This is a genomic window from Actinomadura rugatobispora, from assembly GCF_042656285.1.
Taxonomy (GTDB): domain Bacteria; phylum Actinomycetota; class Actinomycetes; order Streptosporangiales; family Streptosporangiaceae; genus Spirillospora; species Spirillospora rugatobispora.
Window position 1 is genome coordinate 124193 of the sequence record NZ_JBHSON010000008.1, and the last position, 22246, is coordinate 146438.

General features: G+C 74.6%; 21 protein-coding genes. 6 read left to right on the forward strand and 15 right to left on the reverse strand.

Annotated features, from left to right (window positions below):
* The first annotated feature begins 35 nt into the window (after positions 1-35).
* Both ACFPZN_RS07845 and ACFPZN_RS07850 read left to right on the forward strand, forming a co-directional pair.
* Positions 36-1385 carry a tetratricopeptide repeat protein gene (locus tag ACFPZN_RS07845; protein ID WP_378281134.1) on the forward strand — a complete coding sequence of 450 codons (1350 nt, stop codon included), beginning with the start codon at positions 36-38 and terminating at the stop codon, positions 1383-1385.
* Positions 1382-2776 carry an urease accessory protein UreH domain-containing protein gene (locus tag ACFPZN_RS07850; protein WP_378281135.1) on the forward strand — a complete coding sequence of 465 codons (1395 nt, stop codon included), beginning with the start codon at positions 1382-1384 and terminating at the stop codon, positions 2774-2776. The genes ACFPZN_RS07845 and ACFPZN_RS07850 overlap by 4 nt, the downstream gene beginning before the upstream one ends.
* Before the next feature lie 17 nt (positions 2777-2793).
* Here the strand turns inward: ACFPZN_RS07850 and ACFPZN_RS07855 are convergent, their stop codons facing one another.
* Both ACFPZN_RS07855 and ACFPZN_RS07860 read right to left on the reverse strand, forming a co-directional pair.
* The gene (locus tag ACFPZN_RS07855) at positions 2794-3297 is read right to left on the reverse strand and encodes an anthrone oxygenase family protein (RefSeq protein WP_378281136.1); all 504 of its coding nucleotides are present in this window, start codon (positions 3295-3297) and stop codon (positions 2794-2796) included.
* Positions 3298-3345: 48 nt separating this feature from the next.
* Complete coding sequence (locus tag ACFPZN_RS07860; RefSeq protein WP_378281137.1) at positions 3346-4188, reverse strand: Rossmann-fold NAD(P)-binding domain-containing protein; 843 nt, start codon at positions 4186-4188, stop codon at positions 3346-3348.
* A gap of 103 nt (positions 4189-4291) precedes the next feature.
* Here ACFPZN_RS07860 and ACFPZN_RS07865 point away from each other — a divergent pair, with 103 nt between their 5' ends.
* Positions 4292-5227 (forward strand): AraC family transcriptional regulator, encoded by a 936-nt coding sequence (locus tag ACFPZN_RS07865; RefSeq protein WP_378281138.1) that lies wholly within the window; start codon positions 4292-4294, stop codon positions 5225-5227.
* A 16-nt stretch (positions 5228-5243) separates the two neighbouring features.
* Here the strand turns inward: ACFPZN_RS07865 and ACFPZN_RS07870 are convergent, their stop codons facing one another.
* A complete protein-coding gene (locus ACFPZN_RS07870) occupies positions 5244-6638 on the reverse strand; it encodes a hypothetical protein (protein ID WP_378281139.1) in 1395 nt (464 codons plus the stop codon).
* A 414-nt stretch (positions 6639-7052) separates the two neighbouring features.
* On the opposite strand from ACFPZN_RS07870, the gene ACFPZN_RS07875 reads away from it, so the two are divergent.
* Positions 7053-7310, forward strand: coding sequence for an EF-hand domain-containing protein (locus ACFPZN_RS07875; protein WP_378281140.1), 258 nt, complete (start codon positions 7053-7055; stop codon positions 7308-7310).
* Positions 7311-7488: 178 nt separating this feature from the next.
* Here ACFPZN_RS07875 and pgi read toward each other — a convergent pair whose 3' ends face one another.
* The gene (pgi, locus tag ACFPZN_RS07880) at positions 7489-9132 is read right to left on the reverse strand and encodes a glucose-6-phosphate isomerase (RefSeq protein WP_378281141.1); all 1644 of its coding nucleotides are present in this window, start codon (positions 9130-9132) and stop codon (positions 7489-7491) included.
* Between the two features lie 260 nt (positions 9133-9392).
* On the opposite strand from pgi, the gene ACFPZN_RS07885 reads away from it, so the two are divergent.
* Positions 9393-10769, forward strand: a complete 1377-nt coding sequence (locus ACFPZN_RS07885) for an NADP-dependent succinic semialdehyde dehydrogenase (RefSeq protein WP_378281142.1) — start codon at positions 9393-9395, stop codon at positions 10767-10769.
* Between the two features lie 24 nt (positions 10770-10793).
* On the opposite strand, the gene ACFPZN_RS07890 is transcribed toward ACFPZN_RS07885, so the two are convergent.
* The 5 genes from ACFPZN_RS07890 to ACFPZN_RS07910 all read right to left on the reverse strand — a co-directional run bounded on the left by ACFPZN_RS07890 (position 10794) and on the right by ACFPZN_RS07910 (position 14741).
* Positions 10794-11468, reverse strand: a complete 675-nt coding sequence (locus ACFPZN_RS07890; RefSeq protein WP_378281143.1) for a formylglycine-generating enzyme family protein — start codon at positions 11466-11468, stop codon at positions 10794-10796.
* Between the two features lie 108 nt (positions 11469-11576).
* Positions 11577-12698, reverse strand: a complete 1122-nt coding sequence (locus ACFPZN_RS07895) for a DUF6777 domain-containing protein (protein WP_378281144.1) — start codon at positions 12696-12698, stop codon at positions 11577-11579.
* Between the two features lie 99 nt (positions 12699-12797).
* On the reverse strand, positions 12798-13400 hold the full coding sequence (locus ACFPZN_RS07900) for a hypothetical protein (RefSeq protein WP_378281145.1): 603 nt from the start codon (positions 13398-13400) through the stop codon (positions 12798-12800).
* Complete coding sequence (locus tag ACFPZN_RS07905; RefSeq protein ID WP_378281146.1) at positions 13397-13684, reverse strand: hypothetical protein; 288 nt, start codon at positions 13682-13684, stop codon at positions 13397-13399. The genes ACFPZN_RS07900 and ACFPZN_RS07905 overlap by 4 nt, the downstream gene beginning before the upstream one ends.
* Positions 13685-13754: 70 nt before the next feature.
* Complete coding sequence (locus tag ACFPZN_RS07910) at positions 13755-14741, reverse strand: aldo/keto reductase (protein WP_378281147.1); 987 nt, start codon at positions 14739-14741, stop codon at positions 13755-13757.
* A gap of 132 nt (positions 14742-14873) precedes the next feature.
* On the opposite strand from ACFPZN_RS07910, the gene ACFPZN_RS07915 reads away from it, so the two are divergent.
* Complete coding sequence (locus ACFPZN_RS07915) at positions 14874-15704, forward strand: helix-turn-helix transcriptional regulator (RefSeq protein ID WP_378281148.1); 831 nt, start codon at positions 14874-14876, stop codon at positions 15702-15704.
* Between the two features lie 42 nt (positions 15705-15746).
* Here ACFPZN_RS07915 and ACFPZN_RS07920 read toward each other — a convergent pair whose 3' ends face one another.
* The 6 genes from ACFPZN_RS07920 to ACFPZN_RS07945 form a co-directional block, all read right to left on the reverse strand.
* Entirely contained in the window at positions 15747-17168 is a 1422-nt protein-coding gene (locus ACFPZN_RS07920; protein ID WP_378281149.1) for an aldehyde dehydrogenase (NADP(+)), read from the reverse strand.
* Between the two features lie 63 nt (positions 17169-17231).
* On the reverse strand, positions 17232-18233 hold the full coding sequence (locus tag ACFPZN_RS07925) for a proline racemase family protein (RefSeq protein ID WP_378281150.1): 1002 nt from the start codon (positions 18231-18233) through the stop codon (positions 17232-17234).
* Complete coding sequence (locus tag ACFPZN_RS07930; RefSeq protein ID WP_378281151.1) at positions 18233-19162, reverse strand: dihydrodipicolinate synthase family protein; 930 nt, start codon at positions 19160-19162, stop codon at positions 18233-18235. The genes ACFPZN_RS07925 and ACFPZN_RS07930 overlap by 1 nt, the downstream gene beginning before the upstream one ends.
* Complete coding sequence (locus ACFPZN_RS07935) at positions 19159-20640, reverse strand: FAD/NAD(P)-dependent oxidoreductase (protein WP_378281152.1); 1482 nt, start codon at positions 20638-20640, stop codon at positions 19159-19161. The genes ACFPZN_RS07930 and ACFPZN_RS07935 overlap by 4 nt, the downstream gene beginning before the upstream one ends.
* Positions 20637-20954 (reverse strand): (2Fe-2S)-binding protein, encoded by a 318-nt coding sequence (locus ACFPZN_RS07940; protein WP_378281153.1) that lies wholly within the window; start codon positions 20952-20954, stop codon positions 20637-20639. Before ACFPZN_RS07940 ends, ACFPZN_RS07935 begins: the two co-directional genes overlap by 4 nt.
* Positions 20951-22168, reverse strand: coding sequence for an NAD(P)/FAD-dependent oxidoreductase (locus ACFPZN_RS07945; protein WP_378281154.1), 1218 nt, complete (start codon positions 22166-22168; stop codon positions 20951-20953). The genes ACFPZN_RS07940 and ACFPZN_RS07945 overlap by 4 nt, the downstream gene beginning before the upstream one ends.
* Positions 22169-22246 lie beyond the last annotated feature (78 nt).

Consider the following 22246-nt stretch of genomic DNA (forward strand, 5'->3'; position numbering starts at 1 on the left):
CGCGGCCCGGCCCGGTCCGCACGGAGGGACTCCTCATGATTCGTCCTGTCCTGGTCGTCCTGGCGCGTGTGCTGGCGGGCGGCTTCATCCTGGCGATGGTGGTCGGCCTGACGCTGGCGGCCGCCATCAAGCCGGGCGGCGACGGCGCCGCACCGGCACCGCCCGCGACCGCGGTGGCCGTCGAGCAGGTCTCGGCTTCGACGCTGAGCGCGGGCATCGACCGGCTGCAACGGCACCTGCGCGCCCAGCCCCGTGACGGGCGCGGCTGGGCGGCGCTGGGGCTCGCCTACGTGGAGCGGGCCCGGCTCACGGGCGACTCCTCGTACTACCCCAAGGCCGAGGGCGCCCTCCAGCGGTCGCTGCGGACGACCCCGGACGGCAATGACGCCGCCCACGCGGGCCTGGCCGCGCTCGCCGCGGCACGGCACGACTTCACCAAGGCTCTGGGGCATGCCGACACGGCGCTGCGCATCAACGCCTACGGCGCGCGCGCCCACGCGTCGCGGATCGACGCGCTGGTCGAGCTGGGCCGTTACGAGGAGGCGATGGCGGCGGCGCGCAAGGCCGACTCCGTCGCGCCCGGCATCCCGGTCTTCACGCGGCTGGCGTACGTGCATGAACTGCACGGCCGTAACGGGGAGGCCAGGCGGATCCTGACGCTGGCCGCCGCGTCCGCGACCGACCGCGGCGACATCGCCTACGCGCGGACCCGGCTGGGCGAGCTGGCCTGGGCGGAGGGCGATCTCCGGACGGCGGGCCGGGAGTTCGCGGCGGCGTTGAAGGCCGACCCCGCCGACCTGGCCGCGCTGGCCGGGCGCGCCCGCGTGCGGGCCGCGTCCGGGGACCTGCCGGGCGGGGTGCGCGATCAGGAGACCGTCGTGTCCCGAGCCCCGCTGCCCGGGTACGTGACCGCGCTCGGAGAGCTGTACGAGGCGCAGGGCCAAGAGAACAAGGCCCGGCAGCAGTACGCAGTGGCGGGGACATGGGCGACCCTCGCCCAGGCCAACGGGGTGGCGGCCGATCTGGAGACGGCGCTGTACGCGGCCGACCACGGGGACAAGGCGGTCGCGCTGCGCGCGGCGCGGGCCGAGTGGGCGCGGCGCCGCAGCGTGCACGTCGCCGACGCCCTCGCCTGGGCGCTGCACGTCAACGGCAGGGACGAGGAGGCCCTCCCCCACGCCCGGCAGGCGCTCCGGCACGGCTACCGCGACGCCGCCTTCCGCTACCACCTCGGCATGATCGAGAAGTCGCTGGGGATGCGCGCGGAGGCCCGCCGGGACCTGGCGGCGGCGCTCCGCCTCAACCCGCGCTTCTCCGTGCACCACGCCCCGGCGGCACGCAGGGCGCTCGACGAGCTCGGACGCGGGAACGGGGGCGGCCGGTGATCGGCGCGACGGCAATGGCGGCGGCCGGGGCGGCGGGCGCGCTCGCGCTCGGCCCGCCCCTGGGGCAGCCGGTCGCGCACCCGCTCGGCACCTTCACCGTCAGCCGGTACGACGGCCTGGTGGCCGCGCCGCACGAGCTGCGGATCGACCACGTCCAGGACCACGCCGAGATCCCGGCGGCGCAGGTGCTGCGGAGCACCTCCGACCTGCCGCGCTGGGCAGCGCGCGAGTGCGCCGGGGCGGTCGCGTCGTTCCGGGTGACGGTGGACGGCCGGCCGGTCGCCGCGACCGTCCGGACCGCGTCGGCACGCCGGCAGGCGGGGCAGGCGGGCCTGCCGACGCTCCGGCTGGAATGCGGGATGGCCGTCCCGTACGGGGACGGCTCGCACCGCCTCACCTTCCAGGACACGGGGGCCGCGGGCAGGATCGGCTGGCACGAGGTCACGGCGGCGGGCGACCGGATGACGCTCGTCTCCTCCGACGTCCCCCGCGCCTCGCGCAGCGCCCGTCTCACCACCTACCCCGAGGACCTGCTCGACTCGCCGCCCGACCAGCGCGGCGCCGTCCTGGCGGTACGGGAGGGCGGGCCTCCCCTGGCCGCGTCCGGCGGCGGGCGCGAGGACCGGATCCTCCCGCGCGACGCGTACTTCACGGACCTGGTCAGCCGGCACGCGCTCACGCCCGGATTCGCCGTCCTGGCCCTGCTCGTGGCGCTGGGGCTGGGCGCCCTGCACGCCCTCGCTCCCGGCCACGGAAAGACGATCATGGCCGCCCAGGCGGCCGGGCAGGCCCGCCGGTCCAGGCGGGAGGCCCTCGCGCTCGGCGTGACGGTCACCGCGACGCACACCGCCGGGGTGCTGGCGCTCGGGCTGCTGGTCGCGAGCGGTTCCGCGGTGGCCTCCCCCGCGCTGTTCCCCTGGCTGGGCGCGGCCTGCGGGGCGATCGTCGCCGTGGCCGGTCTCACCCTGCTCCGCCGCGCCCTCCGCAACCGCCGCGACCACCCTCCCCATCACCACCACGGGCACGGGCACGGGCATCACCATCACCACGCCTCGAAGGAGCGGCGGCGGCGGAACGTGCTCCTGATGGGCTTCGCGGGCGGCCTGATGCCGAGCCCGTCGGCCGTCGTCGTGCTGCTGGGGGCGAGCGCCCTTGGGCACGCCTGGTTCGGTGTCCTGCTGGTCCTGGCGTACGGGGCGGGCCTGGCGCTCACCCTGGTGACGATCGGCATGCTCGTCACCGGCACCGGCCGCCTGCTGGCCCGCCGCCTGCCCGCGCTCGGGGACCGGATCCGCGCCGCGCCCGCCCTCCTGCCCACCGGCACGGCCGCGATGGTCATCCTGCTCGGGGTCGGCCTGACCGCCCGCAGCCTGGCCTCCCTCACCGCGTGACGGCCCGCCCGCGCCGGTCACGCGTTCTTTCCCCACACGTACAGCCCGAGCGCCATCACCAGGAGGCTGACCGTGCAGGCCACCGCGCGCAGCGTGTTCCAGGCGGTCCAGCGGGAGGAGTGGTCGTTCCAGATCCGCGCCGCCTCCGCGGTGTCGGCCGGGATCTCCACGGCGTCCAGCGCGTTGTTCATCGGCACGTTGACCACCGCGGTCGGCAGGATCGAGCCGAGCAGGTAGAGGGCCGCCGCCGCCAGGAACAGCAGCGCCGCCTGGCGCTGCCCGGCCACCAGCAGCAGGACGCCCGCGGCCGCCCCGGCCACCGGGGCGCCCATGAAGTGGACGAGGAAGACGGGATTGATGATCTTCTGGTTGATCTGCTGCATCACCGCGATCGCCGAGGACGCCCTGGCCGCGTTCAGGCCCGGCATCACCGAGACCGAGAAGGCGAAGAAGAGCCCCGCCATCCCGCCGGTCAGCAGTACCGCGATCGTCGCCGCCGCGGCGGCGAGGGTGGTCTTCACTGTCGTCGTTCCTCTCGGTCGTCCCGGTGGTGCCGGCCGCCGGCCGGCTCAGGCGTCCCACACGCCGGTGGCGGCGGTGTCGCGGGCGAAGTCGGCGAAGTCGCGGGGCTCGCGCCCCAGGGCCTGCCGCACCCCGTCGGCCGGGAGGGAGTTCCGGCCGTCCAGCACGGTGCCGAACAGGTAGGTCAGCAGGTCCGCGACCTCGTCCGGCACGCCGTGCTCCTTGAGCTCGGCGGCGTACCGGTCCACGGGCACCGGCACGAACGCCACCTCGCGCCCGGCCGCCGTGCCGATCTCCGCGGCGGCCTCGGCGAAGGTCAGCGCCCGCCGCCCGGTGATCTCGTAGATCCGGCCGGCGTGCCCGTCCCCGGTCAGGGCGGCGACCGCGACGTCGGCGATGTCGTCGGCGTCGGCGAACGGCTCGGGCACGTCCCCCGCCGGGACCGCGATCACGCCCTCCCGGACCGCGTCCAGGAGGTAGTCCTCGCTGAAGTTCTGCGCGAACCAGCTGGCCCGCAGCACCGTCCACTCGGCGCCCGACTCGATCAGCGCCCGCTCGGCGACGGCGGCCTCCTCCTCGCCCCGCCCGGACAACAGCACGATCCGTCCAGCCCCCGCCTCGAGGGCGGCCGCGGAGAGCGCCCCGACGTCCTCGACGGCACCGGGGACGGTCAGGTCGGGGTAGTACGCCAGGTACACCGCGCCGACGCCCTCCAGCACCGGCCCCCACGTCGAACGGTCCTTCCACTCGAAGGGCGGGGTGCCCGCGCGGGACCCCACCCGGACCGGCAGCCCGAGCGCCTCCAGCCTCTCCACCACCCGGCGGCCCGTCTTGCCCCGGCCGCCCAGCACCAGCGTCGTCCCGTTCGCGTTCCGCGTGTTCTCTGCCATGTCCCCAAGTCAACCGGTGGAAGCCCCGGGCGCCCATCGTTGAGAGGCCGGGTCGCATACGCGAGCGTCCACCGCCGGCGGGCGCGCGGTCTACCCTGGTCGCATGGACGCGCTGACCGACCTCCTCGACGGGCCGCGCGCCCGCGGAGCGTTCATGCTGCGCGCGACGATGAGCCCCCCGTGGTCGATCCGGTGCGAGGACCGCGCGCCGCTCAGCCTGGTGGCCATGGTGCGCGACCACGCCTACGTATGGGCCGAGGGCGGCGACCCGGTGCGGATCGAACCGGGCGACATCGCGATCGCCCTCGGCCCCGACGTCTACACCGTCGCCGGCGCCCCGGACACCCCCGTCCAGGTGATCATCAAGCCCGGTCAGCTGTGCACCGCCCCGGACGGGCGCAGCCTGAGCGAGGAGATGGACCTCGGCATGCGGAGCTGGGGCAACGACCCCGACGGCCCCATGGAGATGCTGATCGGCACGTACCAGATGCGCGGCGCGGTCACGCGGCGGCTGCTGGCGGCGCTGCCGGGGCTGCTGGTGCTCACCGCCGGCTCCTGGGACTCGCCGCTGGTCGGGCTGCTCCGCCAGGAGATCGTCAAGGACGAGCCGGGGCAGGAGATCGTCCTTGACCGGCTGCTGGACCTGCTGCTGATCGCCGCGCTGCGCACCTGGTTCTCCCGCCCGGAGGCGGAGGCGCCCGGCTGGTACCGGGCGCACGGCGATCCGGTCGTCGGCCCGGCGCTGCGGCTGCTTCACGAGAACCTCGCCCACCCGTGGACGGTCGCCGAGCTGGCCGCCAAGGTCGGCGCCTCGCGCGCGGCGCTGGCGCAGCGGTTCGGCCGGCTGGTCGGCGAGACCCCGATGGCCTACCTGACCGGGCTCCGGCTGGCGCAGGCGGCCGACCTGCTCCGGGAGACCGACGCGACGCTGGAGGCGGTGGCCCGGCAGGTCGGCTACGGCACCGCGTTCGCGCTCAGCACGGCGTTCAAGCGCGAACGCGGCGTCAGCCCGCAGGACTACCGGGCCCGCTCCGGCTGACCCTCCCGTCCGGGTTCTAGCGGGACTCCGGAACGTAGAGCCGCACGTCGTCCACCCGGGCGCCGCCCTCGTAGAAGTTCATGTGCGGGTCACCGATCATGAAGTGGTCGGGGTAGGCGGACCCGGCCGGCCAGGTGTCGCGGTCGACGAGGGTCCCGCCGGGGCCGTTCCAGGTCCAGTCGGCGTTGAAGCGCCCGTCGTACTCCTCGGGCTTCTGGTTGTAGTGCCAGATCGGCTCGCCGTCCTGGACGAACGCGCGCGTGTAGCGGTAGGTCGCCTGCCCGACGTGCGCGAACACCCCCGACATCTCCATCGTGTACGCGCCGCCGCGGCGTTCGATGGCGAACCGGTAGCTCTTCTCGGGCAGCAGCTCGGGCCGCAGGTCGACCTGGGAGACGATGGCGCCGCCCTTGGCGAGGCCGCACTCGCTGTGCATCAGGTACTCGGTGCCCGGCTGGTTCGCGTACCGCCGGTCGTCGGTCATGAAGATGGCGTTGACGCCGTTGCCCGTGCCCGAGGGGTAGGGCTCGTACTGCTTGGTGGCGGGGTTGCAGTAGCGCAGGCCCGCGCTGGTGTACTTGTAGCGGTTGTAGGAGTCCATCGCCACCTTGCGGTGGGTGTGGATGAAGACGTTGTTGTGCGGGGCGACCCGGCCGTAGTCCATGATGCCCAGGTAGTAGAACCCGTTGGAGTCGGTGCGGACGTCCGCCCACGAGCACTCGGGACGGGAGAAGTCGCCGCCGGCGGCCCAGGGGAAGTTCGTCTTGCAGCCCTCCGGCGAGTAGCCGTTGATCCGCCCGTCCGGATAGTCCCACGACCCGTCGCGCTGGCCGCCGAAGTCCAGGCCGCGCAGCGTCATCTCCACCCGGTACTCGGCGGGCAGCGCGTTGGTGGAGCGGATGACCACCCCGCCGTGGTGGCTCGGCTCGTCCAGGTGCGCGACGCCCTTGCGCGTGGTCAGGGTCGGCGGCGCGTCGGGGGTGCCGTCCTTGTCGGTGTCGCGGGCGGCGAGCTCGGCGGTCAGCCAGCCCCTGGCGCCGAAGCGGAACGACTTGCGGTAGGTGTCGAAGGTCGAGAGCTGCTGCCGGAACGCGGGGCCGCCCACGGTCTCGAAGAAGGCCCCGTCGTTGTCGTACACGTCCACGTTGTAGGGGCTGCCAGGGCCGTCGTCGTCACGGACCCACGGCGCCCTGGCGTCGTCCAGGGAGCGGTTGAAGGTCTCCGCGCCGATCAGCCGCCAGTCACCCGCGCGGCCCTGCGCCTGGTCGGCGGGGCCGGACGGGGCGTCCGCCCGTGCCGTGGCCGGGAGGGCCGGTGCCACCACGAGGGCCGCCGGAAGGGCCAGTGTCACCGGTACGGCCAGCGCCGCCGCTCCCCTGGCCCATCGCGTTCCCCTCGACCATCTGCTCATGTCGCCGTCTCCGTCCCGCGCGCCTCGCCGCGCGCGCCGCTGTCGATAGCAGCGAGAGATTAGACCGATCCACCTCGGTACGCCACGGCAAACCTCAACAAGACTGGTATTGACCACTTTGACCGAGCGCCCAATTCAGGCCCGGAATCCTGGTCAATGCGCCCTGACGAGCACTGGTCCCCTCAGATAGGTATTTACCAGTTGATCGCACGACGAGCGCGCGGGCCGCCGTCCCGCATGACCGAGAACGAGCGGGACGGGGAGCGGCGGCACGAGGAGGGCGCGCCGCGGGACCGGTGAGGCGCACGTTCGGGAAGGCCGGGAACCGGCGCCCGCACGGCGGCGTTTCTCAGCTAGACGGACCCCATCGATATGACATGATGCGGGGCACATCGGACCGATACGAGGAGTGATATGACCACCAAACCGACCGGGGACGATCTCCTTGCCGTGTTCGCGCGGTCGGACCTCGGCGGTGATGACCGGCTCGATCTGATGGAGTTCGGCATGGTGCTCGACAGCATCGGGCTGTCGTGGACCCGCGCCGAGGTCCAGGACCGGTTCGAGCGCGCCGACACCAACCGCGACGGTTTCATCTCCCTCCCCGAGCTCCGGATCCTGCTCGAGGCGCAGGGCTGGTCGGAGGGCGGCGTCCGCTCCGCCCGCGGCTGACCGCGCGGCCGGGACCGCGTTCTCCGACACAGCGAGCGGCCGACGGTAACGGCACGACGAAGCACGACGAAGAGGGCCCCGCCCGATCCGCGCAAGGCGCGCATCTCGGGCGGGGCCCGTTCCGTCCGGGGTCCGTCCGTTCCCGCGGTCGGACGGTGCGGTCAGACAGACGGTGCGGTCAGACCGCGCGGCCGCGCAGCCGCCGGTACGTGCGGACGAGCGCGGCCGTGGACGGGTCCGGCAGCCCGGTGGGCGGCTCCGCGGACGTCAGCGCGGGCGCGAGGTCCTGCGCCATGACCTTGCCGAGCTCGACGCCCCACTGGTCGAAGGAGTCGATCCCCCAGATCGTGCCCTCGACGAACACGACGTGCTCGTACAGCGCGACGAGCTGGCCGAGGGTGGAGGGGGTCAGCTTGGGGACCAGGATCGTGCTGGTGGGCCGGTTGCCCGGCATCACCTTGTGCGGGACGAGCTCGGCGGGCGTGCCCTCGGCGGCGATCTCCTCCGCGGTCTTGCCGAACGCGAGCGCCGAGGTCTGGGCGAGCAGGTTGGCGACCAGCAGGTCGTGCATGCCGCCGCCGTCGGCCTGGACGTCCTCGAACGGCTCGGCGAACCCGATGAAGTCGGCCGGGACCAGCCGGGTGCCCTGGTGCAGCAGCTGGTAGAAGGCGTGCTGGCCGTTGGTGCCGGGCTCGCCCCAGAAGATCTCGCCGGTCTGGGCGACGACGGGCGCGCCGTCGGCCCGCACCGACTTGCCGTTGGACTCCATGGTGAGCTGCTGCAGGTAGGCGGGGAAGCGGGAGAGCCGCTGGCTGTAGGGCAGCACGGCGCGGGTCTGGGCGCCGAAGAAGTCAGTGTACCAGACGCCCAGCAGCGCCATCAGCACGGGCAGGTTGGCCTCGAACGGGGCGGTGCGGAAGTGCTCGTCGACGGTGTGGAACCCGGCGAGCATCTCCCGGAACGCCCCATCCCCGATCGCGATCATCAGGGACAGCCCGATGGCGCTGTCCATGGAGTAGCGGCCGCCGACCCAGTCCCAGAACCCGAACATGTTGTCGGTGTCGATGCCGAACGCGGCGACCCGCTCGGCGTTGGTGGAGACCGCGACGAAGTGGCGGGCCACCGCCTTCTCGTCGCCCAGGCGGCCGACCAGCCAGGCGCGGGCGGCGCGGGCGTTGGTCAGCGTCTCCAGCGTGCCGAACGTCTTGGAGGCGACGATGAACAGCGTCTGCTCGGGGTCGAGGTCGGCCAGGGTGCCGGTGATGTCGGCCGGGTCGATGTTGGAGACGAACCGGCAGGTGATGCCGGCGCGGGCGTGGTCGCGCAGCGCCTCGTAGGCCATGGCGGGGCCGAGGTCGGAGCCGCCGATCCCGATGTTGACCACCGTGCGGATGGGCTTGCCCGTGAAGCCGGTCCACTCCCCCGACCGGACCCGGTCGCTGAAACCGGCCATCCTGTCCAGGACGGCGTGCACGTCGGCGACCGCGTCCCGGCCGCCGACGCGCAGTTCCGCGTCGCGCGGCAGGCGCAGCGCCGTGTGCAGGACGGCGCGGTCCTCGCTGACGTTGATGCGCTCGCCGGAGAACATCGCGTCGATCCGCTCGCGCAGCCCGGCCCGCTCGGCCAGCGCGACCAGCAGCCGCAGCGTGTCACCGGTCGCCCGGTGCTTGGAGTAGTCCAGGAGGAGGTCGCCGGCGGTCGCGGTCATCCGCTCGGCCCGTCCCGGGTCCTCGGCGAACAGCTCGCGCAGGTGCCGCCCGGCCAGGGCCGCGTGGTGATCGGCCAGCGCCGTCCACTCTGAGGTCTCGGTTATGTCGGCCATCGCCCCTCATCTCTTCGCCGCCCCGGCGCGGCTCCCCTGTTCCTTGCCGGCGCCGCCGGTCCCGCACCAGAGGCGATCATAGGTGCGGCGCCCGCGGCACCGCGGCAGGTACCCGCGGAACAGAGGGTCGGGCCGCGTCGCGCCGCTGGCGGGGCACGGGTTTCCCTCCGGTCGCACCGGGCACCACCCCGGCGAGATGAGCCGATACGGATCGGCGGGCGGCCCGCGGACGGCCGTCCGGCACGGGGGGACATCGGGCAATGAGCATCGCCACGACCAATCCGGCGACCGGCGAGGTGGAGCGGACCTTCGACGCGCTGGCCGAGAAGGAGATCGAGGAGCGCCTGGAGCGGGCGCTGGAGGCCTTCGACCGGCACCGGGCCCTCCCGGTCGCCGAGCGCGCGACCCGGATGGAGGCCGCCGCCGGCATCCTGGAGGCGGAGACCGACCGGATCGCGGCCCTGATGACCACCGAGATGGGCAAGACGATCACGGCGGCCCGGGCGGAGGCGCGCAAGTGCGCCAAGGCGTGCCGCTTCTACGCCCGGCACGCCGAGGACTTCCTGGCCGACCGGCCCGCCGACGCCGCGGCCGTGGACGCCCAGCGCGCCTGGACCCGCTACCTGCCGCTCGGCCCGGTGCTGGCGGTGATGCCGTGGAACTTCCCGCTCTGGCAGGTGATCAGGTTCGCCGCACCGGCGCTGATGGCGGGCAACGTCGGGCTGCTCAAGCACGCCTCGAACGTGCCACAGACCGCGCTGTTCCTGGAGGAACTCTTCCACCGCGCCGGGTTCGCCGACGACGCGTTCCAGGCCCTGCTCATCGGCTCGGACCAGGTCGAACGGGTGATCCGGGACCCGCGGGTGAAGGGCGCCACCCTCACCGGCAGCGAACCGGCCGGGCGCGCGGTGGGCGCGGCGGCCGGCGCCGAGATCAAGCCGAGCGTGCTGGAGCTGGGCGGCAGCGACCCGTTCGTGGTCATGCCGTCGGCCGACATCGCCCAGGCCGCCGAGGTCGCCGCCACCTCCCGGTGCCTCAACAACGGGCAGAGCTGCATCTCCGCCAAGCGGTTCATCGTGCACGCCGACGTCCACGACGACTTCGAGCGCCGGTTCGTGGAGCGGATGCGGGCGCAGCGGGTCGGCGACCCGATGGACGAGTCCACCGACATCGGCCCGCTGGCCACCGAGCGGGGCCGCGCCGACGTCGAGTCGCAGGTCGCCGACGCGCTCGGCGCGGGCGCCACCGCCCTGTGCGGCGGGGAGCGCCCCGGCGGCCCCGGCTGGTACTACCCGCCGACGGTGATCACCGGCGTGACCCGCGGGATGCGGATGTTCGACGAGGAGGTCTTCGGGCCTGTCGCCTCCCTCTTCCGGGTCTCCGGCATCGACGAGGCGATCGAGCTGGCCAACGCCACCGACTACGGCCTCGGCTCCAACGCCTGGACGCGCGACCCCGCCGAGCGCGAGCGCTTCGCGAACGAACTGGACGCCGGCCAGGTGTTCATCAACGGCATGGTGACGTCCTATCCCGAACTGCCGTTCGGCGGCGTGAAGCACTCCGGCTACGGCCGCGAGCTGTCCGCGCACGGCATGCACGCGTTCTGCAACGTCAAGACCATCTGGGCGGGCGCCTAGCGGACGGCCCGCGGCGGGCGTTGGTCAACCGGTGACGGAGCGTGCGACGCGGAAGCCCACGTCGTCGGTCTGGAACGTGGGATGGCTGCGGCGGCGCACCGAGGCCCGGCAGCTCCAGTGCTCGTCGAACCACCCGCCGCCGCGCAGCACCCGGTAGGAGCCGTAGACCTCGGCGTCGTAGAGGTCCCAGCACCACTCCCAGACGTCGCCCAGCATGTCGTGCAGGCCCCACGCGTTGGGCCGCCTGCCTCCCACGTCCCGGATCGCCTCGCCGGAGTTGCCGCGGTGCCAGGCGATCTCGTCCAGCGGCCCGTACCGGGCGCCGGTCGTACCGGCACGGCAGGCGTGCTCCCACTCGGCCTCGGTCGGAAGCCGGTAGCCGCCGGAGGAGGCGTCCCACTCGACGTCCTCGGCGCCGCCGCCCAGGCGGTACGCGGGCGCCAGCCCCTCGCGCCGGGACAGGTCGTTGCAGAACCGGACGGCGTCCAGCCAGGAGACGCTCTCGACCGGCAGCAGATCCCCCCGCGCGGCGCTCGGCCGCCGGCCGGTGACCCGCGCGTACCCGGCCTGGGTGACCGGGACGGCGGCCAGCCGGTAGGGCGCGAGCTCGACCTGCCAGCTGGTCCGCGTCCGCCGGTCCGACAACGTCACGCGCCCCGGCGGAACGGCGACCATCTCGATTCCCGTGTCCGCGTCCATCGGCGGACGATCCTACCTGCGTCCCTCCCTGTCCCCGTGCGCGCGGGAAGTCCCGGAGACCTCGTCTCCGGGACTTCCGCGCTCCTTCGAACCATCACCGATTCGGGGTCACCCTCCGGCACCACCCCCGTTCCCCTCCTGACCTGATTGCCCTGGTGGGCCCGGATTCACCGGTGGAGCCGGCTGAGCCGGTTGCGCCGGCGCGGACGTGTCCGGCTGGGCGGGCCGCGGAGCCTCGGGCTCCACCGGCTGAGCACCGCCCCCCGGCTGGACGCCGCCATCGGGTTGGGTGCCGTTGCCCGGCTGGGCAGGGCCGGGCTGCGTTTCTCCGCCCGGCTGGGCGCCATTGGGCATAGGCCCCGCCGGCGCGTTGGGATCGACCTGCCCGTGCGGGTCCACGGACGTGCGGGGCACGGCCCCGTTCGGATCGGACGGGCCGGGCTTCGCCGAGTTCTGCGGCGCGGGGTACCCGGGCGATATGGGCTTGCGCGGGTCCGCCTGCATCGTGTCGTGCGGGTCGCGGGGAACCACGGCCTTGGCCACGTTCTGCTTCCTGAACCAGGTCCACGTCGGGCCGGTGTAGATCGCGTTCTTGGTGGAGACGTCCTTGTCCGGCGGCGTCAGCGGATTGCCGCAGTTGCACTTCACCACCGGGGCTCCGTTTCCGTCGACCAGCACGCCCATTCCCGCCTGCAGGACCGCCGGGCCGCCGGAGTCCTTTCCGTCCTTGTAGGAGTGGTTGGTGATCAGCGTGTCGCTCTGCAGGTGGGTCGGGGTCAGGCCCGAAAGGAATCCGCGGACCTCCCCCGGCTTGATGTGCTGCGCGCCGGCCCAGGCCCGTGCCTTGTCGGGGTTCGCGCTCAGGAATCTCGCCAGCTTGCCGGGATCGCATGTGGCCGCCTGCCCGGATCCGCCGTCGGAACCGGTGGCACCCTGCCCCTGGCTCTGGCCCTGAGGCTGGCTCTGGCCCTGAGGCTGGCCCTGGCTTTGAGGCTGGGGCTGCGGGGCTGCGGGTTTTCCGGGTGCGGGGGCGGCCTTCTTGTCGGTGCCGGCAACGTGGGTGTACGGGTCGGAGCCGGGAGTGCCCACCGTCATGCGGGTGATGGTCTCCGCGCTGGCGTCCCCGCTCATGACGTTCCAGGCGACGCCGACCGCACCGACCGCGACGAGTGCGGCGGCCGAGCCGATACCGAATTTCTGGGCGACATTCCGAGGACGGGCCGTGGGCACTGTGATTCCCTTCGGGCCTGGCTTGCTGGACACCCGTTTCGATGTCGCCTCAGCCCGATTTGTGCGTATTCAGCAGCCCATATACCGGCAAATTCCAGGTCAGTCCGGCAGTTCGGCGGGTTCGTCCAGGCGGCGCTTGTAGTAGGCCCAGGGCGAGTCGAAGTCGGAGGGGACGACAAGAACCCAGCCCTGTTCCTCCAAGAGGCGCCTGCGGCGGCGCGAGGGCCACCACAGCCGCCGGTGCTCCCACCGGTGGGCCGACGCCTCGACGAGGTGGAAGAGGTAGCCGTAGTCGACGGCGTGCCATCCGCGGGCGCCCTCCCTCGCCAGCGCGTCCATCTCGTTGAAGGCGTTCAGCGGCTTGAGCACCCTCCGGGCGGGGGCGTCGTCCGGTGCGGAGCCGTCGCGGCCGGCGGCCGGGGTGCCGAAGCGCTGCTGGGCGGCCTGGCGGCTGATGCCGAGCAGCCGTCCGAGGGTCTCCCAGCTGTGCCCGGCGGTGCGGGCGCCGGTGATCGACTGGCGCAGCAGCCTGCTGGTCTCCTCCGCGGCGACGCTCGACGCGGCGACCATGAGCAGATGGGCGTCCGGGTCGCTGTCGAGGCCCTCGCGTCCCTGGTCGGACGCGGTCAGCACGGCCTCGGCGACGGCCTCGCGGATGGCGCTCGCCCGCTCCTCGGGAAGGCGGCCACGGGACTCGCTCACCGGCGCTCCACGTCGCCATCGCCGCCGTCGGCGGTGGGCGGGAGCGGCTCCAACTCGTCCAGGCGGGCGGAGTCGGCGGCGGACACGCCCCCGGCACGGCGCGCCGCGGCGGCCGCCGTCGCCACCCCCACGACGAAGACCGCGAACGCGACGACGACGAACAGGACCCACAGCACGGTACTGCCGGACATGGCCTGCGCCACGAGCAGGAATCCCACCAGCGGCGTCAGGAGGGTCAGGGCCAGCAGCCCGGGGACGGGGGCGCGGGAGGTGTCACGGATCATGACGTCAAGGATTCCTTGACACCAGCACCATGTCAACACTTCCTTGACACCCGCTCGCGCCGCCGGGGCGTCAGGGGGCGTCGATGTTGGCCAGGTACGCCTCGTTCGCCTGGGCACCCGCGGCGGCGCCGGGCGGGACGAGCTGCTCCAGGCGCCTGAAGACCGACGCGTCCAGGGTCAGGTCGGCGGCCCCGGCGTTGGAGCGGGCGTTGGCGGCCCTGCGGGTGCCGGGGATCGGGAACGTGCCGCGGTCGATCAGCCATGCCAGGGCGAGCTGGGCGGTCGTGGCCCCGTGCTCGGCGGCCAGCCCGGCGACGGCGTCGGCGAGCGCGACGTTGCGGGCCAGGTTGCCGCCCTGGAAGCGCGGGTTGCCGCGCCGCCAGTCGGTCCCTTCGAGGTCGCCCGCCCCGCGGACCCGGCCGCCGAGGATGCCCCGGCCGAGCGGGCTGTAGGCGACGAACGCGACGCCCAGTTCCTCGCAGACCGGCAGCAGCTCCTTCTCGGGGGCGCGCTGGAACGGCGAGTACTCGGTCTGCAGGGCTCGCACGGGGTGGACGGCGTGGGCCCGGCGGAGGCTGGCCGCCGAGACCTCCGACAGGCCGTACCCGCCGATCTTGCCCTCCCGCACCAGCTCGGCGAGCGCCCCGGCGGTCTCCTCGATCGGGGTGGTGGGGTCGAGCCGGTGCAGGTAGTACAGGTCGACGTGGTCGGTCCGGAGCCGGGTCAGGCTGGCCTCCAGGGCGCGGCGGACGTACTCGGGACGGCCCAGCCCCGGGACCAGCATCCCGTTCCCGTCCTCGTCCCCGCCGAACTTGGTGGCCAGGACGATCTCGTCCCGGCGCCCGCCCAGCACCCGTCCGATCAGGCTCTCGCTGGTGCCGTCCCCGTAGATGTCGGCGGTGTCGACGAACGTGACGCCCGCGTCCACCGCCGCGAGGAGGGTGGCGGCGGCCTCGTCCCCGGTCACGCTCCCGTAGATGCCGGGCGCCAGGGTCATCGCGCCGAAACCCAGGACCGACGCCCGCGGCCCGTCCGTTCCAAGACTGCGATAGCGCACGAAAAGGTCACCTCTCCCTTGTGGGTTCTCTTGCTCGGTGTGCCTCCACCCTGCCCGGGAGCGCGCGGGCCGGACAGGGGCCGCCGATGGCTAGGATCCGCAGGGCTAGGCAGGGCACGGCAGACTGGGATCATGGCGACGCGTGAACTGGCCGACTTCCTGCGCTCCCGGCGCGACCGGATCAAGCCGACGGCGGTGGGCCTGCCCGGCGGCGGGCGCAGGCGGGCGCCGGGGCTGCGGCGCGCGGAGGTGGCTTTGCTGGCCGGGATCAGCCCGGACTACTACATGCGGCTCGAACAGGGCCGCGGCATCCGCCCCTCCCCCTCGGTGCTGGAGGGGCTCGCGCGCGCCCTGGGCCTGGACGCCGACGAGCGCGACCACCTCTACCGGCTGGCGCGCTCGGCGCCGTCGCCGGCGCGTCTCCCGGCCGACGGGCCGGTTGAGGCCGGGGTTCGGCGGCTGCTGGAGGCGATCGATCCCGTCCCGGCGTACGTGCTCAACTGCAGGCTGGACGTGCTGGCCTGGAACCCGACGGCGGCGGCGCTGATGTGCGAGCTGGCCGAGCTGCCCGCGCCGCGCCGCAACATGCTCCGGTACGTCTTCGGCGATCCGCGGGCCCGCGACTTCTACGTGGAGTGGGAGAAGGTGGCCCGGCACGGCATCGCGCAACTGCGCACCGCGACCGGCATCGATCCCGGCGACCCGGCGAACGAGGCGCTGATCGGTGAGCTGGCGGAGGGCAGCGCGCAGTTCCGCGACTGGTGGCGGCGGCAGGACGTCAAGGGGCCGGGCCTGGGCCGCAAGGAGTACCGGCACCCGCGCGTGGGGCGGCTGTCCCTGGACTACGTCGGGATGGTCCTCCCCAACACGCTGGAGCACCAGTTCGTGACGCTGACGGCGCTGGAGGGCAGCGCGTCCCAGACCGCCCTGGAGAAGCTCGCCGAGGTGCCGGCTGCCCGGTGAGCGGAGGGCGCCCTCCTCCTCGGGGACGCCCGCCGCGCCGGTTCAGTGGATCCGCTGCGGGACGTCCCAGGGGTTGTCGTCGCGCAGCGGCGGGGGCAGCAGGTCCTGCGGCCAGTTCTGGTAGGTGACGGGGCGCAGGAACCGCTCGATCGCGGCCGTGCCGACCGAGGTGGTGGACGGCGTGGTGGTCGCCGGGAACGGGCCGCCGTGCTGCATCGCGTGCGTGACCGACACCCCGGTGGGCCACTGGTTCCACAGGACCCGGCCGCTGCGGTCGGCCAGCACCCCGGCCAGGGCGCCCAGTTCGGCGGACTCCTCCGGCTCGGCGTGCAGGGACGCGGTGAGCTGGCCGGGGAGCTTGGCGATCACCTCGGCCACGTCGCGCAGGCTCTCGTAGGTCACCACCAGGCCGAGCGGGCCGAAGCACTCCTGCCCGGCGGCCTCGGCGTCGGCGGCGAACGCGGCCAGGTCCATGGTCAGCAGCCGGGGCGCGGCGGAGGCGGTGTCGTCCGGCCAGACCACGCGGTCGACCCCGGGACGCTCCGCCAGGCGCCCGGCGGCGTCCAGGAACCCCGACTCGATCCGGTCGTTCAGCATCGGCGCCGCCGCGACGTCCTTCAGCAGCCCGGCGACGCGGTCGACGATGCCGCCGCCGGCGGGCGCGAACAGCAGCCCCGGGTTCGTGCAGAACTGGCCCGCGCCCTGCGTCACCGATCCGACGTAGCCCTGGGCGATCTCCTCGCCGCGGCTCTTGGCGGCCCCGGCCGTGACCACGACCGGGTTGGTGCTGCCCAGCTCGCCGTAGAAGGGGATCGGCGTCGGGCGCTCCGCCGCGATCCTGGCCAGGGCCAGCCCGCCGCGCTCGGAACCGGTGAAGGCCGCGGCGGCGATCCCCGGGTGGCGCAGCGCGTCCACGCCCTGCTGCTCGCCCTCGATGAGGCCGAACGTGCCGTCCGGGGCGCCGGCGTCCTTGAGCGCGCCGGCGACGATCTCGCCGGTGCGGCGCGACAGCCGCGGGTGGCCCGGGTGGGCCTTCAGCACGACCGGGCAGCCGGCCGCCAGCGCCGAGGCCGTGTCACCGCCCGCGACACTGAAGGCGAACGGGAAGTTGCTGGCCGCGAACACCAGCACCGGCCCCACCGCGGCGCGGTAGCGCCGCAGGTCGGGCCGCGGCCCGGTGGGCCAGCCGGGGTCGGGGCGGTCGATGCGGGCGTCGTAGAAGCCGGCCTCCTCGACCTGCCGGGCGAACAGCCGCAGCTGGAAGGTGGTGCGGGTCAGCTCGCCGTTCAGCCGGGTCTCCCCGAGGCGGGACTCGGAGTCGGCGAGCGCCACCAGTTCGGCGCGGGCCGCCTCCAGGGCGTCCGCGACCGCGTTCAGCGCCCGGGCCCTGTCCCGCGGCGGGGCCGCCGCCCAGTCCTCCGCCGCCGTGGCGAGGGCGGACACCGCCGCGTCCGCCTCGCTCATGGATTGCTCCCTTCGTCGAACGTGGTCGCCGCCTTGATGATCACCAGTGCCACGATACCCAGCTCACAGGACGAAGCCCTCGGGGAAGGGGTCGGCGGGGTCGAGCAGGTAGTTCGCCGTGCCCGTGATCCAGGCGCGCCCGGTGAACTCGGGCACCACCGCGGGCAGCCCGCCGACCGTCGTGGTGCCGACCAGCCGCCCGGTGAAGCGGGTGCCGATGAACGACTCGTTCACGAACTCGGTGTGCAGCGGCAGCTCGCCGCGGGCGTGCAGCTGCGCCATCCGCGCGGACGTGCCGGTGCCGCAGGGCGAGCGGTCGAACCAGCCCGGGTGGATCGCCATGGCGTTGCGGGAGTGCCGGGCGTCCGATCCGGGCGCCAGGAACTGCACGTGCTTGCAGCCGCCGATCCCCGGGTCCTCGGGGTGGCGCGGCCGGTTCCGCTCGTTGATCGCGGCCATGATGTCCAGGCCCGCCCGCAGGATGTCGTCCTTGCGGGCCCGGTCGAACGGCAGCCCGAGCCGCTCCAGCTCGGTGACGGCGTAGAAGTTGCCGCCGTAGGCCATGTCGTAGCGCACCTCGCCGAGGCCGGGCACGGCGACCACCGCGTCCTGCTCGACGGCGAACGAGGGGACGTTGCGCAGGGTGACGTTCTCGGCCACCCCGTCGCGCACCGCCACGCGGGCCTCCACCAGGCCGGCGGGGGTGTCCAGCCGGACGAGCGTCTCCGGCTCGGTGACCTCGACCAGCCCGGTCTCCACCAGGACGGTCGCGACCCCGATCGTGCCGTGGCCGCACATCGGCAGGAACCCGCTGACCTCGATGTAGAGCACGCCCCAGTCGGCGTCGGGGCGCAGCGGGGGCTGCAGGATCGCGCCGCTCATCGCGCCGTGGCCGCGCGGCTCGTCCACCAGGAAGCGGCGCAGGCCGTCCAGGTGCTCCATCGCGTACCGCCGCCGCTCGGCCGCGGTGGCGCCGGGGATCGCCGCCACCCCGCCGGTGACCACGCGGGTCGGCATCCCCTCGGTGTGGGAGTCGACCGCGCTGATCGCACGGGCCGAGCGCATCAGGCGGCCCGCCGCTGGAGGGCCTCGATCGCGCGGGCCATGTCGGCGGTGACGCCCTCGCGGTGGGCGGCGGTGAGCGGGCCGCGGGGCGGGCGGCAGGGGCCGCCGTACCGGCCGACCTGGTCCATGCCGAGCTTGATGGCCTGGACGAACTCGGTGCGCGAGTCCCAGCGGAACGCGGCCACCAGCGGCTCGTACAGCGCCCTGGCCTCCTCCAGCCTGCCCTTGACGGCCAGGTCGTACAGTTCGGCGGACTCGGCCGGGAAGACGTTGGGGAATCCGGCGAACCAGCCGGTGGCGCCCATCAGCAGCGCCTCCAGGGTCACGTCGTCGGCGCCGGCCACCACCTCCAGGCCGGGGGCCTTCTCGCGGATCTCCAGGACGCGCCGCACGTCGCCGGAGAACTCCTTCACCGCGACGATGCCGTCGATCTGCGCGATCTCGGCGAGCAGGCCGGGGGTGAGGTCGACCTTGGTGTCGATCGGGTTGTTGTAGACCATGACCGGCAGCCCGGCCGAGGCGACCGCCTCGTAGTGGGCGATGACCTCGCCGGGGTTGGCCCGGTACATGGTGGGCGGCAGGCACAGCACGCCGTCCGCGCCGTCCTCGGCGGCCAGCTCCGCCCAGTGCTTGGCCTGGTGGGAGCCGGGGCCGTGCACGCCGACGACCACGACGCCGTCGGCTCCGACGGTCTCGACCGCGGTGCGGGCGACCCGGCGGCGCTCCTCGTCGGTGAGGGAGGAGTACTCGCCGAGGGAGCCGTTGGGGCCGACGCCGCGGCAGCCGTTGTCGACGAGCCAGCGGCAGTGCTCGGCGTACCGGTCGTAGTCGACCGCGAGCCCGGCGGGGGCGGAGGCGTCCTCGCGGTAGGGCAGGGCGGTGGCCACGATGACGCCGCCGAGGCCGCCGGCCTTCTTGTCGCCGCTCATTCTGCGCTCTCTTCCTGTTGCTCGTCGGGGACGGTGGCGGGGGCCGCAAGCTCGCCGAGCCGGATCGGCGGGGCGACGGGCCGGTGGTGGGGGTCCGCGGCGGCCAGCCCGGCGGCGGGGCCGCCGGTGGCGCCGGCGCCCAGGCGGGCCAGAAGCTCGGCGACGGTGGGCCCGCACACCCGCGCCTGGCAGGGGCCGAGACCGGCCCGGGTGCCGAGCTTGACCGTGCGGGCCGCGCTTCCGGCGGGCTGTCCCGCCGCGTCGCGGAGGGCGCCGTAGGAGGTCTCCTCGCACCGGCACACGACCGTGTCGGCGCGCAGCCAACCGGGCCAGGCGTCGCCGATCGGGTGGGCGGCGGCGAGGCGTGCGGCGAAGGCGCGGCCCTGGTCGCGGCGGCGGCGGGCGCGGTGGCTCTCGGGAGCGGCGGGCGTGCCGCCGGCGGCGAGCCATCCGGCCAGCAGGCCCTCGGCGCGGGCGGCCGGTGCCCCGGCGATGCCGGTGATCTCGCCCGCCGCGTACACCCGGGGGACGCTGGTGAGCTGGTCGTCGTCGACCCGGACGAACCGGCCGGCGGCCGGGCCCTCGGTCAGCGCGCAGCCCGCGGCGACGGGCAGCTCGAGCTGGGGCGAGAAGCCGTGGGAGACGCAGAGGGCGTCGGCCGGGACGGTCCGCTCGGTGCCGGGGACCACCGACCAGTCGGCGCGCAGCCGTGCGGTGACCACCTCCTCGACGCGGCCGTCGCCCCTGGCCTCGACGACGGCGCGGCCCGTCCGGTACGGGACGCGGTGCCGGGCGAGCAGGCCGGTGTACTCGGCGAGCTCGGCCGCCTTCCCGCCCTGGGAGGCCAGCTCCCAGGGGCGCCGCGCCCAGCCGCGCAGGACGGTCGGCGCCGGGCTGGCCTCCAGCACCTGCAGGACGCGCGATCCGGTCTCCAGCAGCGAGGCGGCCACGGGCAGCAGGAAGGGCCCGGAACCGGAGATCACGACCCGGTCGCCGACGGCGATCCGCTCGCCCTTGGCCAGGGCCTGGGCGGCTCCGGCGGTGAACACGCCGGGCAGCTCCCAGCCGGGGAACGGCAGCACCCTGTCGTGCGCGCCGGGGCCCAGGACCAGGGCGTCGGGGGCCAGGACGAGCCGTTCGCGCCCGTCGCCGTCGGCCGGGCCGCGCAGGGCGTGCACGCGCGGCGCCTCGGCGGCGCCGGGCTCGGACCGTTCCAGCGCCCATACCGCGGTCTCCGCCCACCACGCGCAGCGCGGATGGCCGAGCACGTGGCGGCGCAGCCGGTCGAACTCGCGCCAGCCGTGGTGGAGCCGTTCGGGGCGGCGGGCCCCGAACGCGTCCGGCAGCATCCGGTGGTACTGGCCGCCGGGCTGCTCGGCCGCGTCGACCAGCGTGACCCGCGCACCCGCGCGCAGGGCCGCGGCGGCTGCGGCCAGACCGGCGGGCCCCGCCCCGATCACGGCGACGTGCCTGGTCATCGACCCTCCCCCGGTTCGGCGCGGGTCTGGGTGGTGATCTCGTCGCCGTCGCGGGCGCGGCGGCGGCAGGCGCGCACGTCGCGCCGCCCGTTCACGGTGACCAGGCAGTCGAAGCACACGCCGATGCCGCAGAACACCCCGCGCGGCGTGCCCGACGGCCCCTCCCGCCAGGAGCGGCGGCCCGCCGCCAGGAGGACCCCGGCGATGGTCTGGCCCTCCACGCCGTCCACGGGACGGCCGTCGACCGTGACGCGAAGGGGGGTGTCGCCGCGTCCCACGGCGTCGTCTTCGGCGCGTACCAGCCGGGGGCTCATCCGATCTCTCCTTCGGGCACGCGGGGCCCGCTCGCGGCCAGGACGGCGGGACGGTCGACGCGGAACGGCCCGGGATCCATCGCCGGGGCGCGGCCGAGAAACAGGTCGGCCAGCAGCCGCCCGGTGCCCACCGACAGGCCGATCCCGGCGCCCTCGTGACCGGTGGCGTGCCACAGGCCGGGCAGCCGCGGATCGGCGCCGATCACGGGCAGGTGGTCGTCGACGTACGGGCGGAAGCCGCCGTAGGCGCGCATGACCGGCACGCCCGACAGCCCGGGGAACAGCCGCAGCGCCTTGCGCGCGACCACCGACAGGACCTCGGGGCGCAGCCGGTCGTCGAAGCCGACGCGGCGGCGGGAAGAGCCGAGCAGGATCGTCCCGGCGCGGGCGGACTCCACCACCGCCGAGGCCTGCAGGTCGCCGGCGCCGCTGCCGACCGCGCCCACGTAGTCGGCGTCGTAGACCTTGTGGAACACCGTCGGCGGCATCGGCGCGGTGACCAGCACCTCGCCGCGCCGGGGCCGCACCGCGACGGGGGCGCCGAGGCGGGCCGACAGCTCCCCGGCCCACGGGCCCGCCGCGTCGACGAACGCCTCGCCCTCGACCAGGCCCAGCGAGGTGCGCACGCCGGTGATCCGGCCGCCGCGCGCGACGGCGGACAGGACCTCGCAGCCGGTGCGGAGGACGGCCCCGGCGCGCAGCGCGTCCGCCAGCAGCACGGTCGCCGCGCCGGTGGGCTGGACCTGGGCGTCCTCGGGGTAGGCGACGGCGGCGGTGACGTCGCGGGTCAGGTGCGGCTCGGCCTCGGCCAGCGCGGCGGCGTCCAGGGGCTCGGCCCGCACGCCCGCCTCGCGCTGGGAGGCGGCGAAGCGCTCCAGCTCGCGGGCGCCGTCCTCGGTGGTGGCGACGACGATGCCGCCCTTGGGGTCCCACTCGGCCGCCCGCGCCGCCTCGGGCGCGCCGGATGCGCCGGACAGGTCGGACGTCTCGGCGAGCACCTCGGGCCACAGGCGGCGCGACAGCCGGGCCAGCTCCAGCTCCGGGCCCGGCCCCTTGTCGGAGACCAGGACGTTGCCCTCGCCGTGCGCGGTGGTCGCCGCCGCCGGGCCGCCCCGCTCGAGGACGGTGACGGCGCATCCGGCCAGCGCCAGCTCGCGGGCGCAGGCCGCGCCGACGATCCCGGCGCCCAGCACCACGACCCGCGTCGCGCGCACGGAAAGCCTCCCGAAATCGTTCGTTAAAGCGAACGATGCCGAGGGTAGGCGCACGTCCCGCGCCCTGTCAACGCGACC